At 68.1% G+C, this 16,650-nt stretch carries 17 protein-coding genes; 8 read left to right on the top strand and 9 right to left on the bottom strand.

The window, feature by feature from the left end:
• On the top strand, positions 1-498 hold a 498-nt coding region (locus tag B7438_RS18285; RefSeq protein ID WP_143466054.1), incomplete at its 5' end, for an anti-sigma factor.
• 104 nt (positions 499-602) lie between these two features.
• On the opposite strand, the gene pstB is transcribed toward B7438_RS18285, so the two are convergent.
• From pstB to pstS, 4 genes are all read right to left on the bottom strand, one after another.
• On the bottom strand, positions 603-1,382 hold the full coding sequence (gene pstB, locus B7438_RS18280) for a phosphate ABC transporter ATP-binding protein PstB (RefSeq protein ID WP_085371117.1): 780 nt from the start codon (positions 1,380-1,382) through the stop codon (positions 603-605).
• 28 nt (positions 1,383-1,410) lie between these two features.
• The gene (gene pstA, locus B7438_RS18275; RefSeq protein WP_085371116.1) at positions 1,411-2,505 is read right to left on the bottom strand and encodes a phosphate ABC transporter permease PstA; all 1,095 of its coding nucleotides are present in this window, start codon (positions 2,503-2,505) and stop codon (positions 1,411-1,413) included.
• On the bottom strand, positions 2,505-3,452 hold the full coding sequence (gene pstC, locus B7438_RS18270) for a phosphate ABC transporter permease subunit PstC (protein WP_085371115.1): 948 nt from the start codon (positions 3,450-3,452) through the stop codon (positions 2,505-2,507). The genes pstA and pstC overlap by 1 nt, the downstream gene beginning before the upstream one ends.
• Positions 3,453-3,561: 109 nt before the next feature.
• Positions 3,562-4,656, bottom strand: coding sequence for a phosphate ABC transporter substrate-binding protein PstS (pstS, locus tag B7438_RS18265; RefSeq protein WP_085371114.1), 1,095 nt, complete (start codon positions 4,654-4,656; stop codon positions 3,562-3,564).
• Between the two features lie 361 nt (positions 4,657-5,017).
• On the opposite strand from pstS, the gene B7438_RS18260 reads away from it, so the two are divergent.
• Positions 5,018-5,965, top strand: coding sequence for an LCP family protein (locus tag B7438_RS18260; RefSeq protein WP_179150870.1), 948 nt, complete (start codon positions 5,018-5,020; stop codon positions 5,963-5,965).
• Between the two features lie 72 nt (positions 5,966-6,037).
• On the opposite strand, the gene B7438_RS18255 is transcribed toward B7438_RS18260, so the two are convergent.
• The 3 genes from B7438_RS18255 to B7438_RS18245 form a co-directional block, all read right to left on the bottom strand.
• Positions 6,038-6,973: an NUDIX domain-containing protein gene (locus tag B7438_RS18255; protein ID WP_085371112.1), complete on the bottom strand. Its 936-nt coding sequence runs from the start codon at positions 6,971-6,973 to the stop codon at positions 6,038-6,040.
• Entirely contained in the window at positions 6,970-9,168 is a 2,199-nt protein-coding gene (locus tag B7438_RS18250) for an RNA degradosome polyphosphate kinase (RefSeq protein WP_085371111.1), read from the bottom strand. The genes B7438_RS18255 and B7438_RS18250 overlap by 4 nt, the downstream gene beginning before the upstream one ends.
• 75 nt (positions 9,169-9,243) lie before the next feature.
• Positions 9,244-9,936, bottom strand: a complete 693-nt coding sequence (locus B7438_RS18245) for a response regulator transcription factor (RefSeq protein ID WP_085371110.1) — start codon at positions 9,934-9,936, stop codon at positions 9,244-9,246.
• A gap of 85 nt (positions 9,937-10,021) precedes the next feature.
• Between B7438_RS18245 and B7438_RS18240 the strand changes: the two genes are divergently transcribed.
• The 3 genes from B7438_RS18240 (at position 10,022) to B7438_RS18230 (ending at position 12,238) form a co-directional block, all read left to right on the top strand.
• On the top strand, positions 10,022-10,345 hold the full coding sequence (locus tag B7438_RS18240) for a hypothetical protein (protein ID WP_247597122.1): 324 nt from the start codon (positions 10,022-10,024) through the stop codon (positions 10,343-10,345).
• 184 nt (positions 10,346-10,529) lie between these two features.
• On the top strand, positions 10,530-11,126 hold the full coding sequence (locus B7438_RS18235; RefSeq protein WP_085371108.1) for an FABP family protein: 597 nt from the start codon (positions 10,530-10,532) through the stop codon (positions 11,124-11,126).
• Entirely contained in the window at positions 11,126-12,238 is a 1,113-nt protein-coding gene (locus B7438_RS18230; RefSeq protein ID WP_085371107.1) for a folate-binding protein YgfZ, read from the top strand. Before B7438_RS18235 ends, B7438_RS18230 begins: the two co-directional genes overlap by 1 nt.
• Before the next feature lie 9 nt (positions 12,239-12,247).
• Here the strand turns inward: B7438_RS18230 and B7438_RS18225 are convergent, their stop codons facing one another.
• Positions 12,248-13,078 carry a class I SAM-dependent methyltransferase gene (locus tag B7438_RS18225; protein ID WP_085371106.1) on the bottom strand — a complete coding sequence of 277 codons (831 nt, stop codon included), beginning with the start codon at positions 13,076-13,078 and terminating at the stop codon, positions 12,248-12,250.
• A 40-nt stretch (positions 13,079-13,118) separates the two neighbouring features.
• On the opposite strand from B7438_RS18225, the gene B7438_RS18220 reads away from it, so the two are divergent.
• On the top strand, positions 13,119-13,868 hold the full coding sequence (locus B7438_RS18220; RefSeq protein ID WP_085371105.1) for a phosphoglyceromutase: 750 nt from the start codon (positions 13,119-13,121) through the stop codon (positions 13,866-13,868).
• Between the two features lie 90 nt (positions 13,869-13,958).
• Here the strand turns inward: B7438_RS18220 and phoU are convergent, their stop codons facing one another.
• Positions 13,959-14,615, bottom strand: a complete 657-nt coding sequence (gene phoU / locus B7438_RS18215; protein WP_085371104.1) for a phosphate signaling complex protein PhoU — start codon at positions 14,613-14,615, stop codon at positions 13,959-13,961.
• A 190-nt stretch (positions 14,616-14,805) separates the two neighbouring features.
• Between phoU and B7438_RS18210 the strand changes: the two genes are divergently transcribed.
• A complete protein-coding gene (locus B7438_RS18210) occupies positions 14,806-15,957 on the top strand; it encodes a cell wall metabolism sensor histidine kinase WalK (RefSeq protein ID WP_085371103.1) in 1,152 nt (383 codons plus the stop codon).
• The gene (locus tag B7438_RS18205; RefSeq protein WP_085371102.1) at positions 15,954-16,637 is read left to right on the top strand and encodes a response regulator transcription factor; all 684 of its coding nucleotides are present in this window, start codon (positions 15,954-15,956) and stop codon (positions 16,635-16,637) included. Before B7438_RS18210 ends, B7438_RS18205 begins: the two co-directional genes overlap by 4 nt.
• Positions 16,638-16,650: the final 13 nt, after the last annotated feature.

The raw sequence follows: 16,650 nt of genomic DNA, 5'->3' as shown, positions 1-16,650 counted from the left end.
CCGCAGACCCCCGCAGAGACCAAGGCCCGCTCCCGCTGGTTCACCCGCCCGATCAGCATCGCGGCAGCCGCGGCGGCCGCCGTCGTGCTCTTCCTCGGCGGCACCTTCCTCGGCAGCTCGCTGGCCGGCAACAACTCGTTCCAGCAGCAGCAGGCGTCCGCGCTCGCCCAGATCAACGCGGCCCCGGATGCGCAGCGCGCAACAGCGGACGTCTCCGGCGGAGGAACGGCCACCCTCGTCTGGTCGGGCAAGCTCGGCAAGTCGGCGCTGGTCGCGAACGACCTCCCGGCCCTTCCCAGCGACAAGACCTACGAACTCTGGTACATCCGCGGCGGTGAGGCCACCCCGGCCGGCACCATGAAGCCCGCGGACACCGGCTCCACCTGGCGCGTGCTCACCGGCACGATGCAGGCGGGGGACACCGTCGGCGTCACGGTCGAGCCGCGCGGCGGTTCGGACCAGCCGACCACGAGCCCCATCGTCGCCATCAGCTCTTAACGCGATCGACTCCGAAGCTGTTCACTCGCCACGCCGGGTGGCACCGTGAATAACGTCGGAGTCGAATGCGTCGCTGCCTGAGCGATGCAGCCGATCCAGCCGGATCAGCCGAAGCGGCCGGAGACGTAGTCCTCTGTCGCCTGGACGCTCGGGTTCGAGAAGATCATGTTGGTGTCGTTGTACTCGATCAGCTTGCCCGGCTTGCCGGTGCCTGCGATGTTGAAGAACGCGGTGCGGTCGGAGACGCGCGAGGCCTGCTGCATGTTGTGGGTCACGATCACGATCGTGTAGTCGTTCTTCAGCTCTTCGATCAGGTCCTCGATGGCGAGGGTCGAGATCGGGTCGAGCGCGGAGCACGGCTCGTCCATCAGCAGCACGTCGGGGGAGACCGCGATGGCGCGGGCGATGCAGAGACGCTGCTGCTGGCCGCCGGAGAGGCCGGAGCCCGGCAGGTTGAGACGGTCCTTCACCTCGTTCCAGAGGTTCGCTCCGCGCAGCGAGCTCTCGACCAGTTCGTCGGCCTCCGGCTTCGCCATCCGGCGGTTGTTGAGCTTCACCCCGGCCAGCACGTTCTCGCGGATCGACATGGTCGGGAACGGGTTCGGCCGCTGGAACACCATGCCGACCTGGCGGCGCACCAGCACGGGGTCGACGCCGGGGCCGTAGAGGTTGTTGCCGTCGATGGCCACCTCGCCCTCGACGTACGCGCCGGGGATCACCTCGTGCATCCGGTTGAGGGTGCGGAGGAACGTGGACTTGCCGCAGCCGGACGGGCCGATGAATGCAGTGACGGTGCGGGGCTCGATGGTGAGCGAGACACCCTCGACCGCCTTGAAGTTGCCGTAGAAGACGTTGAGGTCGTTGACTTCGATGCGCTTGGACACAGGTTTCCTTGGGTTCGGGTGGACGCGGTCAGCGACCGTACTTGGGGGCGAAGACTTTGGCGATGATGCGGCCGATCAGGTTGAGCAGCATCACGATGATGATCAGGGTGAGGGCGCCGGCCCACGCCCGCTCGACGGAGGCGTCGGCGTGCAGCCCGGCCGCCTGCGTGTACTGCGTGTACACGAACACCGGGAGCGTCATCATCCTGTCGGAGAAGAGGTCGTAGTTCATGCTCGTGGTGAAGCCGGCCACGATGAGCAGTGGAGCGGTCTCGCCGATGACGCGGGCGATGGCGAGCATGATGCCTGTGGAGAGACCGGCGAGCGAGGTCGGCAGCACGATCTTGAGGACGGTCAGCCACTTCGGGACACCGAGCGCGTACGACGCCTCGCGCAGCTCGTTGGGCACCAGGCGCAGGATCTCCTCGCTGGACCGCACGACCACCGGGATCATCAGCACCGACAGCGCGATGGACCCCATGAAGCCGCTGCGCACGCCCGGCCCGAAGAAGAGGGCGAACAGCGCGTACGCGAACAGACCGGCGACGATCGACGGGATGCCCGTCATCACGTCGACGAAGAACGTGATGCCGCGGGCGAGCATCCCGCGGCCGTACTCGACGAGGTAGATGGAGGTGAGGAGTCCGATCGGCACCGAGATGACCGCGGCCATCAGCGTGACGAGCAGCGTTCCGACGATGGCGTGCAGCGCACCGCCGCCCACGCCGATCACGTTGCGCATCGACTCGGAGAAGAACTGGATGTCGAACCGCGCGAGGCCGGAGCTGATCACGGTCCACATCAGCGAGATGAGGGGGAGCAGCGCGATGATGAACGCGGTGGCGACGAGCGACGTGACGAGCCGGTCGGTCGCCTTGCGGACTCCTTCGACCAGCAGCGATGTCGTGTAGATCACGACGTCGAACAGCACGGTTCCGAAGAAGATCGCGCCGACGATGTTGAATCCCTTGGTCGCGCCGCTCGCGGCGAGGATCGCGAAGATCGCGATGAAGACGACCCAGGAGCCGACCAGCATCATCCACGCCGAGCCGCGCGGCAGCTTCCCGGCGGTGAGCGAGTTGGCCATCGGCCTGGTGAGTGGAGCGGAGGTGGTGGCGGTCATCAGTTCGCTCCAGAGAAGGCCTTGCGGCGGCTGACGATGTAGCGGGCGAGCATGTTGATCAGGAGGGTGACGACGAACAGCACCAGACCGGATGCGATCAGTGCGTTGGTCGAGAGTCCGGTCGCCTCGGGGAACTGCAGGGCGATGTTGGCGGCGATCGTGTTCGGACTTTGCGCCTGCAGCACCGCGAACTTCACGATGAGTGCCGGGGACAGCACCATCGCGATGGCGAGCGTCTCGCCGAGGGCGCGGCCGAGGCCGAGCATGATCGCCGAGATGATGCCGGAGCGGGCGAACGGGAGAACGGCCATCTTGACCATCTCCCAGCGGGTCGCGCCGAGCGCGAGCGCCGCCTCCTCGTGCAAGCGAGGGGTCTGCAGGAAGATCTCGCGGCAGATCGCGGTCATGATCGGGATGACCATGACGGCGAGGACGATCGCCGCGGTGAGGATGGTGCGGCCGGTCCCGGAGACGGGCGGAGCGAAGAGCGGGAACCAGCCCAGGTTGTCGCCGAGCCAGAGGTAGAACGGCTGGACGAACGGCGCGAGCGTCGCGATGCCCCAGAGGCCGAAGACCACGGAGGGGACGGCGGCGAGCAGGTCGATGATGTATCCGAGCGTCTGCGCGACACGGCGGGGCGCGTAGTGCGAGATGAAGAGCGCGATGCCGATGGAGAGCGGCGTGGCGATGAGCAGCGCGATGATCGCGGCCCAGATGGTGCCGAAGACGAGCGGCCACACCCACGACCAGAAGTTGGTGGCGTTGTTGGGCAGCTCGCCGGTCTTCGCGAACAGGGCGGGGATGCTCTGCACGATCAGGAAGAGCGCGACAGCCGCGAGCACCGCGAGGATGAGCGAGCCGGCGACGATGGTGCTGGTGGAGAAAACGCGGTCGCCGAGGCGGGTCTTCGCCTTCGGCCTGATGGCGCCTACGGTTCCGGCGGTCATTCCTGCCATTCTTTCGTCACGGCCCAGCTTGTCATCTGGCTCTCACTTTCGGGTGGTGAGGATGCGCCACTCGGCCTGGGCGCGACGCCCAGGCCGAGTGGCACTGTCATTACTTGATGGTGGCGACGGCCTTGCTCACCTTGGAGGCGAGGTCGGACGACAGCGGGGCGGAGCCGGCCTGCTCAGCGGCGGCCTTCTGAGCGTCGCTGCTGACGATGTAGTCGACGTAGCCCTTCACGAGGTCGGCCTTGGCGGAGTCCTTGTACTCCTGGCAGGCGATCACGTAGGAGACGAGCACCAGCGGCCATGCGCCCTTGGTGGTGTCCTTGCGGTCGATCTGGATGGCCAGGTCGTTGGTCTCGCGGCCCGAGGCGATCGGGGAGGCGGCGACGACTGCTGCCGCGCCGTCCGCGCTGATCTTCTCGAAGTTGTCGCCCACCTTGAGCTGCGCGATGCTGAGGCCGGCCGAACCGGACTCGTCGATGTAGGTGATCGAGTTCTTCGCGTTCTTCGTGGCGTCAGCGACACCGGAGGTGCCCTTGGCCGCGTCGCCCACCTGGAACGGGAAGGTCTGCGCTGCCGGCTTCGTCCACACCTCGGGAGCGTTCGCCGCGAGGTAGTCGGTGAAGTTCTGGGTGGTGCCCGAGTCGTCGGAGCGGTGCACGACGGTGATCGGTGCCGACGGGAGCGTCGCGCCCGAGTTCAGCGCCTTGATCTTGGCGTCGTCCCAGGTGGTGATCGCACCGGAGAAGATGCCGGCGATGGTCGCGGCGTCCAGCTTCAGGTCCTTGAGGCCGTCGACGTTGTACGCGATGGCGATCGGGGAGATGTAGACGGGGAGGTCGATGCCCTTGGAGCCCGCTGCGCACCCGGCGAAGGTGCCGGCGAGCTCGGTGTCCTTGAGGGCGGCGTCCGAGCCGGCGAAGTCTGCAGCACCCGAGATGAAGCTGGTGCGGCCGGCGCCGGAACCCTGCGGATCGTAGTTGATGGTGACCTTGGGGTTGGCGGTCTGGAAGCCGGCAGCCCACACGGTCTGGGCGGCGCCCTGGGCGGACGAGCCGATGCCGTTGAGGGTGCCGGAGAGGTTCGACGGCTTCGCCGTCGTCGTCGCCGGGGTGCTGCCCTCGTTCGACGCGCAGGCGGTCAGTGAGATGGCGACGGCGGCCAGGATGGCCAGAGGAGCGCCAACACGCTTGAGATTCACAGTTGTCCCTTCCGGGGAATCAGTAACAACAGGACGGGGCCGGTGCGACCCGCCAGCGACGCTATTCCCGGTGTCTGTCCAGAGTCCCCCGCAGCGGTAAACGGGAGGTTAACGAGGGGTGTGCTCTTGGGGGCGTCTGGCGCCGATTCCGGACGGACGTCGCCGGCCCCGAAGGACAGGTAATGAATTTCACACCTTAGACGTTTAGTCTTTGTTGTGAGATGTTGCGCTCGCTCCTGTGGTGCCCTTCGCCAACGACCGCCCATCTCGGAAGGAACACCTCATGGGCAGACGCTCGGCTTCACCGCGGCCGCGGAGGCGAAGGCGCAGGCTTTCGCGCGGCGCCACGATCGCACTTTGGATGGGCGGGGGCTTCGTCGGCCTGCTCGGCGCGCTCGCCGTCGCGGTCCTCGTCTTCGCGCTGAGCCTGTCCAGCGCGATCAGCTCCAACATCACCACGCTGTCGTCCTCCGAGGCGTTCCCGAAGGAGGAGACGCGGCCGGCGCCGTCGGAGAACGGCAGCCGTACCATCCTGCTGCTCGGCTCGGACGCGCGCGGGGCGGTGTCGGCCGTGGCCGATCAGGATCCGGACAACCAGCGCTCCGACGTGATGATGGTCGTGCGCATCGACGCCGACCGGAAGAACGTCGAAGTGATGTCGGTGCTGAGGGACAGCTGGATCGAGATCCCCGGTCATGGCAGGGCGAAGGCCAACGCCGCGTATTCGTGGGGCGGCGCTCCGCTCGCCGTCGCGACCGTCGAGAACCTGCTGGGCGTGCGCATCGACCATGTCGCCCTGATCGGCTTCGACGGGTTCGCCGACATGACGAATGCGCTCGGCGGCATCACCGTCGACAACGCCGTGCCGTTCACCAGGGACGGATTCGACTACGTCGCAGGAGCCAACAGGCTGAACGGAGCGCAGGCGCTCGAGTTCGTGCGCGAGCGATACTCGTTCACCGACGGGGACTACCAGCGGGCGCGAAACCAGCAGGAGTTCCTCCGCGCCATCGCCACCCAGGCCATCAGCGCGAACACGCTCTCCAACCCGGAGCGGATCTTCTCGTTCACGACGGCCGTGACCAGACACCTCGCTGTGGATGAGTCGTTCACCACGCAGGCCATGTTCGAGCTCGGCGTGAGCCTCCGCGACGTGCGCCCGGCGAACATCCACTTCTTCACCCTGCCGACGGTGGGCACGGGGATGGAGGGCGACCAGTCTGTCGTCCACCTGGACGAGGGTGCGCTGCCGGCCATCCGGGATGCGCTCCGCACCGACACCCTCGACGAGTACGTCGCAGGGCGCTGACGGCGCTGAGGGCACTGACGGCGCCGCGCCGCCTGACCGGCCGGCGCCGTCAGGCGTCGACGTACGCGCCCGTCACGCGACGGGCGCGTACGTCTCGATCGAGATGATCCCGGAGGCCGGATTGCTCGCGGACAGGTGCACGATCGAGAACCCGCCGGTGTCGAGGTCTGCGGCGTCGTTGAGGTATGCACCCGGCATGGTGCCGGTGGCGAGGGCGATCTCGCGCATGATCTCGGGCAGCACGGGTCCGTGGCTGCAGAGCACGGCGGTCTTCCTGGAGCGCACGCGCTTGCCGATGACGCCGCGCACCTCGCCGCGGCCCTCCTCGTACGCATCCTGGCTGATCCCCGGCTCGTGCCGCGGCTTCACCCCGGTCGCCGCCGCCAGCGGAGCGACCGTCCCGACGCAGCGAACGGCGTCGCTCGTGATGATGCGCTTGGGCCGCCAAGCCGTGATGGTCGGCACGTCGGAGCAGGCCTGCTTGACCCCGCGGTCGGTGAGCGGGCGGGAGGCATCCGGGCCGTCCCAGTCTCCGCGCGGCGCAGCCTTGCCGTGGCGGAGCGCGATGAGCGCGAAGGTGGAGGTCACGCCCTGCCGCACCAGCTTCTCGAACGCGTCGAGGATCTCGACGTCGCGCTCGTAGGTGAGGTAGCCGCGCGCCTTCTTCAGCGTCACCCACTCGATCGCGGCGATCTCCGCGTTGGGGACGAACGTCGACTGGGCGATGGCCTTGTCGCCGACCTCGGCCGCCCAGAAGTGCACGATCTTCTCGCGCCCGCTCGAGATCGGGTACGTCGAGACGCCGAGGGGGACACCGAGCGCGACCTGCAGCCCGGTCTCCTCGTGGATCTCGCGCACGGCGGTCTGCGGCAGCGTCTCGCCCGGGTCGACCTTGCCCTTGGGGATGGTGACATCGCCGTACTTCGTGCGGTGGACGACGAGCACCACGATCTTCTCGTCCACGACGCGCCAGCAGAGGGCGCCCGCGGCGTAGATGGCCGCGCTCACCGCCTCGAACCCGTGCGGGTGGAGCGCGGGCGATGGCTGATCTGCTGCATGAGCTTATTCTGCAGGTCGTCGAGCGGCTGGCCGTTGTCGTCGAGGTGGTGGCGCGTCCAGGTGCCGTTCTCGTCGAGCGCCCACGCGGAGGTGCGCTCGTCGAAGGCGCGGTCGAAGAGCGCATCCAGTTCGGCGAGGTGGGCGGGCTCGGTGAGGCGCACGAGCGCTTCGACGCGGCGGTCGAGGTTGCGGTGCATCATGTCGGCGCTTCCGATGTAGACCTGCGGGTCTCCGTCGTTCACGAACGAGAAGATGCGCGAGTGCTCCAGGTAGCGACCGAGGATCGACCGCACCCGGATGTTCGACGACAGCCCCTTCTGACCGGGCCGGAGCCCGCAGATGCCGCGCACCCACAGGTCGACGGGCACGCCGGCCTCGCTCGCGCGGTAGAGCGCGTCGATGATGGCCTCGTCGACGATGGAGTTGAGCTTGATCCTGATGCCGGACGGTTTGCCGGCCGCAGCGTTCGCCGTCTCGATCTGGATGCGCTTCAGCAGCCCCTTGCGCAGGTGCAGCGGGGCGACGAGGAGTCGCTTGAACTTCTTCTCGATCGCGTAGCCGGACAGCTCGTTGAACAGGCGGGTGAGGTCTTTGCCCACCTGGTCGTCCGCGGTGAGCAGACCGAGGTCTTCGTAGATGCGCGAGGTCTTGGGGTTGTAGTTGCCCGTTCCGATGTGGCTGTAGTGCTTGAGCACGCCCTTCTCCTCGCGGATGACGAGCGCGAGCTTGCAGTGCGTCTTGAGCCCGACGAGACCGTAGACGACGTGCACCCCGGCCTTCTCGAGCTTGCGCGCCCAGGAGATGTTGTTCTGCTCGTCGAAGCGCGCCTTGATCTCCACCAGGGCGAGCACCTGCTTGCCGGACTCCGCCGCGTCGATGAGCGCCTCGACGATCGGGCTGTCTCCCGACGTGCGGTAGAGCGTCTGCTTGATGGCGAGCACGTGCGGGTCGGCCGCCGCCTGCTCGAGGAACGCCTGCACACTCGTCGCGAACGACTCGTACGGGTGGTGCAGCAGGATGTCCTGGCGGCCGACGGCGGCGAACACATCCGGTTTGGCGTTCGGCTCGCTCGGCATCAGCTGAGCCGCCGTGGTCGGCACGTGGTTGGGGTAGTGCAGGTCTGGCCGGTCGATCTTCGCCAGCACGAACAGTCCGCCGAGGTCGAGCGGCGACGGGAGGCGGTAGACCTCCTGCTCGGTCACGTCGAGCTCGCGCACCAGCAGGCCGAGTGTCACCGGGTCCATGTCCTCGGTGACCTCGAGCCGGATCGGCGGTCCGAAGCGGCGGCGCAGCAGCTCGCGCTCCAGCGCCTGGATGAGGTTCTCGGTCTCGTCTTCGTCGACCTCGACGTCCTCATTGCGCGTGACGCGGAAGACGTGGTGGTCGAGGATCTCCATGCCGGGGAACAGATCGCCCAGGTGGTTGGCGATCAGGTCTTCGAGCGCGATGAAGCGCATCTGGTCGACGGTTTCGCGCTGGTCGATGCGCACGAACCGGGGGAGCATCTGCGGCACCTTGAGGCGCGCGAACTGCTCCTTGCCCGTTCGCGAGTTGCGCACCCGGATCGAGAGGTTGAGCGACAGCCCGGAGATGTACGGGAAAGGGTGGGCTGGATCGACGGCGAGCGGCATCAGCACGGGGAAGATCTGCTGCGAGAAGATCTCCCGCATCTGCGCCCTATCCGCTTCGTCGAGCTCATCCCACTTCGCGACCGTGATGCCGGCCTCTTCGAGGGCGGGGAGCACCTGGTCGCGGTAGACGGCGGCGTGCCTGGACTGCAGTTCGTGCGCCTTCTCGGAGATGTCGGCGAGCACATCCACCGGCGCGCGGCCGACGTTGGTGGGGACGGCGAGGCCGGTCGCGATGCGGCGCTTGAGGCCGGCGACGCGCACCATGAAGAACTCGTCGAGGTTGGTCGCGAAGATGGCGAGGAAGTTCGCCCGTTCGAGCACAGGCAGCGTGGGGTCTTCCGCGAGTTCGAGCACGCGCTGGTTGAACGCGAGCCAGCTCAGCTCCCTGTCGAGGTACCTGTCGTCCGGCAGATCGGGGTCCGGTTCGTAGACGAACGGCGCGAAGTCGTCGTCGAAGTCGCTGCCGAAGCTTCCGCTCAAGCCGTTGTCCAGAAGGATGTTGTCGCCGTCCATCACAACATCATTGCACCGTGCGCCCGGCCGTGGCACCGCCCCAGGTTAACTGTGGATAAATGGAGGCTGTGCAGGTCAGGAGCGCACGGACGACGGCAGCCGGTCGTTGTCCTCTTCGTAGACGTTGAAGCGGTAGCCGACGTTGCGCACCGTGCCGATCAGCGACTCGAGATCGCCGAGCTTGGCGCGCAGGCGCCGCACGTGCACATCCACGGTGCGGGTGCCGCCGAAGTAGTCGTAGCCCCACACCTCGCTGAGCAGCTGTTCGCGGGTGAACACCCGGGAGGGATGCGTCGCGAAGAACCGCAGCAGCTCGAACTCCTTGAACGTGAGGTCGAGCTGGCGGCCGTGCGCCTTGGCCGAATAGCTGGCCTCGTCGATGGTCACCCCGGACGCCTGGATCTTGGTCTGCGCGTGCTCCTGGGTCTGCCGCCCGATGGCCAGCCGGATGCGCGCATCCACTTCGGCGGGCCCCGCCGATTCGAGGACGACGTCGTTGACGCCCCAGTCGGCGCTGACCGCCGTGAGGCCGCCCTCGGTCAGTACCAGCAGCATCGGAACCGTGATGCCGGTGGTGGTGAGGATCTTGCACAGCGACTTGGCGCTCGCGAGGTCGCGGCGGGCGTCCACGAAGATGAGGTCGCAGCTGGGCGCGTTGACGAGCGACGCCGGCTCAGCGGGGATCTGACGGGTTCGATGGCTGAGAAGGGCGAGGGAGGGGAGCACCTCCGCGTCTGGCGCAGAGGTGAGTATCAACAACTGCGCCACTCAAGCCTCCTGAACGTGCTGTGCCGCAATGCTACCGGAAATGCCAGCGAACCCTTTCCCCCGTCGATCGGTGCACAATGGTGGAGTGAGCGACAGCAGCATGGGACCGGCGGCAGCCTTCGACGGAGACGTCGTCCTGTCGAAGCGCGCCCGCTACGGGAGCATCGGTGCCGTCTGGGCGCTCGCGCTCGTCTCCTCGGTGCTGATCGCGATCATCTCGCCGCCGGACCGGTACGCCTCCTGGCTGTCCCTCGCGCTCGCCGGATGCGTGCTGCTCGGCCTCGTCGCCCAGCTCGCGACCCAGCAGAAGGACGGCTTCGTGAACAGGCTCGCCGCCACGGTCACCGGCTCGTTCGTGATCCTCGGCGTCGTGGGCGCCATCCTCGGCATCGTCGCCGCTGCGCAGTAGGCGCTGCCCAGTAGCGGCGTCGCGACATACCAGCCGTGCACTGACTAGACTGGCTGCATGCTGGTTGCCCTCGAACTCTTCTTCGTCGGACTCCTCGGTCTGGCAACGCTCGCCATCGCCGGAGTCTCCGTGGTCGTCGTCTACAACCTCTTCCGGGGCCAGCGCTAAGCGCTTCACGACAGCCATGATCGAGATCCCGACCGATCTGCCCGCCGAACTGGTCCCTCTCTCCTGGTTGATCGGTGTGTGGGAGGGCACGGGCGTGCTCGACTACGCGGTCGGTGACGACCACACCCAGCTCGAGTTCGGCCAGCGCGTGAGCTTCAGCCACGACGGCCAGCCGTACCTCAACTACTCGTCCACCTCGTGGGTGCTCGACGAAGGCAACACCCCGCTCGCCGCGGAGACCGGATACTGGCGCCTCAGCCGCACGCTCATCGAGGGCGACGCCGGCCCGGCGATGCTGCCCGGCCAGGGTGCTCGCCCGTTCTCCACGGCGCAGTCCGTCGAGACGCTCCGCAACTCGCACGGCGGCTTCGACATCGACGTGGCGATCGTCCATCCGGACGGCGTGAGCGAGCTCTACCTCGGCCAGGTGAACGGCCCGCGCATCGACCTCGCGACGGATGCGGTGGTCCGCACCGCGGGCGCCAAGGACTACACGGCCGCTACCCGCCTCTACGGCCTGGTCGACAACCACCTGCTCTGGGCCTGGGACATCGCGGCGCTCGGCCAGGAGCTGCGCACGCACGCCTCCGCCCGTCTCGCGAAGGCGGAGTGATGGCCGTCTCGCCCTTCCTGGCGCTGCCGGGCGCTGTCGACATCGCGGACGTCGGCGTCGCAGCGCACTACGGCAATCCGCTCTCCGAGCAGCGCGCGCTCGCCGAGGGCCGCGCGATCGTCGACCTCACCGACCGCGCCGTGCTCACGATCACCGGGCCGGACAGGCTCAGCTGGCTGAACTCGCTCACCAGTCAGAGCCTCCTCGGCCTCGCGCCGGGCGAGTCCACGGAGACCCTGCTGCTCGACGTCACCGGACGACTGGAGCACGCCGTCCGCATCGTCGACGACGGAGAAACGCTCTGGATGCTCGTGGACAGTGCGGAGGCGGAGGGACTTCTCGCCTGGCTGACCTCGATGCGCTTCATGCTCCGCGTCGAGCTGGCCGACCGCACGGCCGACCTCGCGACCATCGGCACCATCGGCGACCCGGCCCTCCCCATCGCGGCCCCCAACGGCGTCCCGCTCATCTGGCACGACCCGTGGCGCGCGGTGACCCCCGGCGGCCACCAGTACGCGCGGGGCGAGCATCCCGGAGCGTCGTGGACGTGGAGCGAACGACTGGTGCCACGGGATGCGCTCGGCTCCATCGCCGCGCGCGTCACCGCCGGCGAGTTCCCCGTCGCCGGGACGCTCGCAGCCGACGCGCTCCGCATCGCCGCCTGGCGCCCGCGCTTCGCCACCGAGGTGGACGAGAAGACCATCCCGCACGAGCTCGACTGGCTCCGCACCGCCGTGCACCTCACCAAGGGCTGCTACCGCGGCCAGGAGACGGTGGCGAAGGTGCACAACCTCGGGCACCCTCCCCGGCGACTGGTGATGCTGCACCTCGACGGCTCGGAGGGCGTGCATCCCGAGCGTGGTGACGTCGTGACGAACAACGGCAAAGAGGTCGGGACCGTCACGTCGTCGGCTCTGCACTACGAGCTTGGACCGATCGCGCTCGCCGTGGTGAAGCGGTCGACCCCCGCCGATGCGACCCTCGTGGTGGATGCGGACGGCACGGCCGTCGCGGCAGCCCAGGAGATCGTGGTCCCGCCGGAGGCGGGCGCAGAAGCGCACGTCCCTCGGCTGCCGAGGCTCGGAGCCGTCACCCGCCAGCCCCGCGCGTAGCCGGGGCACTCACCACGCGAAGCCCTGCGGGGCGACCGCATCCCAGTCGACGGTGAGCTCTCCGAGCCGCCACCGCGTGCGCCCGCCGCCCACCGGCCAGCCGGCGTCGCGCATCCCCTGCGCCACGGCGATCCAGCGCTGCCTGGGCCCGTAGGCGGCGAGCGGGGCGTGGATGCGCCACAGCCGGTCCAGGTCGAGCATCAGCCGGTGCACGGGCTCGCCGGGCACATTGCGGTGGATGAGGATCTTCGGCAGTCGCTCGGCGACGATCGATGGGGCGTCGAGCCCGGCGAGGCGCAGCGAGATGCTGAGATGCTGCGGGCCGTCTGCGGTGACGTCGACCCACGACGAGATACGGCCGATCTCGTCGCAGGTGCCGTCGATCAGCGCCCCGCCGCGCTGCAGTCGGGTGACCAGGCGCCGCCAGGCCGGCACCACCTCCGACTCGTCGTACTGCCGGAGCACGTTGGAGGCGCGGATCACCGCGGCCAGACGGCCGTCCGGCAGCGGCACCTCGAAGCCGCCGAGCGCGAAGCCGATCCGCGCATCCGGTGCGAACCCGGTCGCCCCGGTGCGGACGACGGCCAACTGCTCCCGTGCGGTCGCGACCCGGCCGGGCTCGATCTCGAGTCCGAGCACCTCCACATCCGGCCGGACCTTGGCCAGCCGCTGGTGCAGTTCGAGGGCCGTGACGCCGCTCGCGCCGTAGCCCAGGTCGACCACGAGCGGGTCTGCGGTGCTGCGCAGGACGGGGAGCGTCGCGATCCAGCGGTCGACGCGACGCAACCTGTTCGTGTTGGTCGTGCCACGGGTGACCGTGCCGATCGCGCCGGATGCCATGCGTCCAGTCTGCCAAACCCGAGGCGATAGATTAGGAGGCATGTCCGCGCCTCACACTTTGATCCTCCTCCGCCACGGCAACAGCGAGTGGAACCAGAAGAACCTGTTCACCGGCTGGGTGGACGTCCGCCTCAGCGAGCAGGGCGTCGCAGAAGCCAAGCGTGCCGGAGAGCTGCTCTCCGAATCCGGGCTGCACCCCGACGTGCTCTACACCTCCGTGCTCACCCGCGCGATCCAGACCGCGAACCTCGCCCTCGAGGTCGCGGACAGGCTCTGGATCGACGTCAAGCGGTCGTGGCGCCTCAACGAGCGCCACTACGGCGCGCTGCAGGGCCTCGACAAGGCGGAGACGCTGGAGAAGTACGGCCCTGAGCAGTTCCAGCTGTGGCGCCGCTCCTTCGACGTCCCGCCGCCGCCGCTCGACGACGACAGCGAGTGGTCGCAGGCGCACGACCCGCGCTACGCCGGCCTCGGAGACGACCTGCCGCGCACCGAGTGCCTGAAGGACGTCATCGCCAGGATGCTCCCGTACTGGGAGTCCGACATCACGAATGACCTCGCCGAGGGAAAGACGGTCCTGGTCACGGCGCACGGCAACTCGCTGCGCGCCCTGGTCAAGCACCTCGACGGCATCTCGGACGACGACATCGCCGAGCTGAACATCCCGACCGGCATCCCGCTGGTCTACCAGCTCGACGAGGACTTCCGTCCGATCGCCCCCGCCGCATACCTCGACCCGGAGGCCGCCGCCGCCGGCGCTGCCGCCGTGGCCGCCCAGGGCAAGAAGTAGAAAGAATCGAGTCCGAACTTATTCACGCTTCGCTCGGCGCGTCGCGTGAATAAGTCCGGACTCGATCTTTTGGGTGGGTGAGTCTCGGGGCTAGGAGGCCAGCTCGGGGGCCCAGTCGCCGGTGGCCAGGTACTGGACCTTCTTGGCGATGGAGACCGCGTGGTCTGCGAAACGCTCGTGGTAGCGGGACGCAAGGGTCGCGTCGACGGTGTCGACCGCCTGGCCCTTCCAGGTCTCGCCGAGCACCTTGTCGAAGACGCTGACGTGCAGCTCGTCGATCTGGTCGTCCTCGTTGCGGATCTCGTCGGCCAGATCGAGGTCCTGCGTGCGGAGCAGCTGCGCGAGCTTCTGCGCGATCAGCACGTCGAGACGGCCCATCTCCGCGAAGGTCGAACGCAGGCTCTTCGGGACGACCTTGTCCGGGAAGCGGTAGCGCGCCAGCTGCGCGATGTGCTCGGACATGTCGCCCATCCGTTCCAGCGACGCGCTGATGCGCAGCGCGCTGACCACGATGCGCAGGTCGCGGGCGACCGGCTGCTGGCGGGCGAGGATCTGGATGGACAGCTCGTCGAGGAGCACGGTGAGCTCGTCGATCTTGTTGTCGTTGGCGATGACGTCCTCGGCGAGGCTGACATCGGAGTTGTTGAACGCCTGCGTCGCATTCTGGATGGAGAGGACGACGAGTTCCGCGATCTCGACGAGACGGTCCTGAACTTCGGCCAGCTCCTGCTGGAATACTTCGCGCATGGGGTGTGGTCCTTCCTGGCGTGCGCACGCACGCGGGATGCGGGGTCTTCTGACCCCGTGAGCATGTTCCCTTCGCCAGGTTAACGGTTGGTGCCGTGCGCCTGAACACTGTCTAAAGTACCCGCGAAAACACGCGCCAGGCTGCGGGATGCGTGCATTCGGCTGTTTACGCATCCCATACGCTTGCCTCATGGACTCCGCCTGGTTGGTGCTGCTGTCTCTGGCACTCGGCCTCGTGGTCGGCGCCGGATTCGTGTGGATCCTGCACATCGCCGCGAGACGGGGCGATCACGCCGTGCAGGTGGTCAGCCCGAGCGTTCCCGACGGCGTCGATCAGGTGCTGGATGCGCTCGAATCGGCCGGTGTCGTGCTCGACCCGTCGAACAACGTCATCAAGGCATCGCCCGGCGCCCACGCGATCGGTCTCGTCTGGAACGGCGCCCTCGTGCATCCGCACCTCGTCGACCTGGTGGACAGCGTCCGGCGCACCGGCGAGCCGGTGACGGAGGAGTGCGAACTCGCGCGCGGCCCGTTCGGCGATGCGAACATCCACTTGAGTGTGCGGGTCGCCAGGCTCGGCAGCCGCTACGTGCTGCTGCTCGCGGAGGACAGGACCGAGTCGTACCGGCTGGAGATCGTGCGGCGCGACTTCGTCGCCAACATCAGCCACGAGCTGAAGACGCCGATCGGGGCGGTCAGCCTGCTGGCCGAAGCACTGGACGGCGCGTCGGACGACCCGGACCAGGTGCGCCGGTTCGCGCACAGGCTCACACAGGAGGCGCACAGGCTCGCCCGCATCACGCAGGACATCATCGAGCTGAGCAGGCTGCAGGCGACGGATGCCATCGGCGGCGCCGAGCGTCTGCGGGCGAACGCCGTCGTCACCGCTGCCCTCGACCAGAACAGGGTCGCCGCGGAGACCAGGGGCATCGAGCTCGCGGTCCGCGGCGACAAGGCGGCGGAGATCCTCGGCAACGAGGCCCTGCTCGTCACCGCCGTGCACAACCTCATCTCCAACGCGATCCAGTACTCGCCGGACGACTCGCGCATCGGCGTCGGCGTCCGCGTGGTCGACGGCGTGGTCGAGATCGCGGTGACCGACCAGGGCGAGGGCATCCCGGAAGACGACCTCGACCGCGTCTTCGAACGCTTCTTCCGCGTCGACCAGGCCCGCTCCCGCAACACGGGAGGCACGGGACTGGGGCTCGCCATCGTGAAGCACGCCGTGCAGAACCACGGCGGCGAGGTGCGCGTCTGGTCGCAGCCCGGTCGCGGCTCGACCTTCACCATCCGGCTGCCAGAAGCATCCACTGTTCGTCCCCCGATAGGAGAACCAACGTGACATCCATCCTGCTCGTCGAGGATGAGGCCGCTCTGAGCGAGCCGCTCGCCTACCTGTTGAAGCGCGAAGGCTACGACGTGACGGTCGCGGAGGACGGGCCGACGGCGCTCGCCGAGTTCGACAAGGACGGCGCAGACCTCATCCTGCTCGACCTCATGCTGCCCGGCATCCCCGGCACGGAGGTGTGCAGGGAGATCCGCACCCGGTCGAGTGTTCCGATCATCATGCTGACCGCCAAGGACTCCGAGGTCGACATCGTGGTGGGCCTGGAGCTCGGCGCCGACGACTACGTGACCAAGCCGTACTCGTCCCGCGAACTGCTCGCGCGCATCCGGGCCGTGCTGCGGCGCCGGGTGGAGGCGGAGGAGGCCATCGACGACGCGATCCTCGAAGCCGGTTCGGTGCGGATGGATGTGGACAGGCACACGGTGCAGGTCAACGGCACCGAGATCTCCATGCCGCTGAAGGAATTCGAGCTGCTGGAGCTGCTGCTGCGCAACGCGGGGAGGGTGCTGACGCGCGGCCAGCTGATCGACCGGGTGTGGGGGAGCGACTACTTCGGCGACACCAAGACCCTGGATGTGCACATCAAGCGCATCCGGTCGCGGATCGAGGAGAGCCCGTCGGAGCCGGCGATGCTGGTCACCGTGCGCGGGCTCGGCTACCGCTTCAACGCCTAGAGGACTTCACGCG

Origin of the sequence: Leifsonia sp. NCR5, from assembly GCF_002105485.1 — a bacterium.
In the GTDB taxonomy this organism is placed as follows: Bacteria; Actinomycetota; Actinomycetes; order Actinomycetales; family Microbacteriaceae; genus Leifsonia.
The sequence above is the reverse complement of the archived record's forward strand: the minus strand, read 5'-3'. Positions and strand labels throughout refer to the sequence as shown.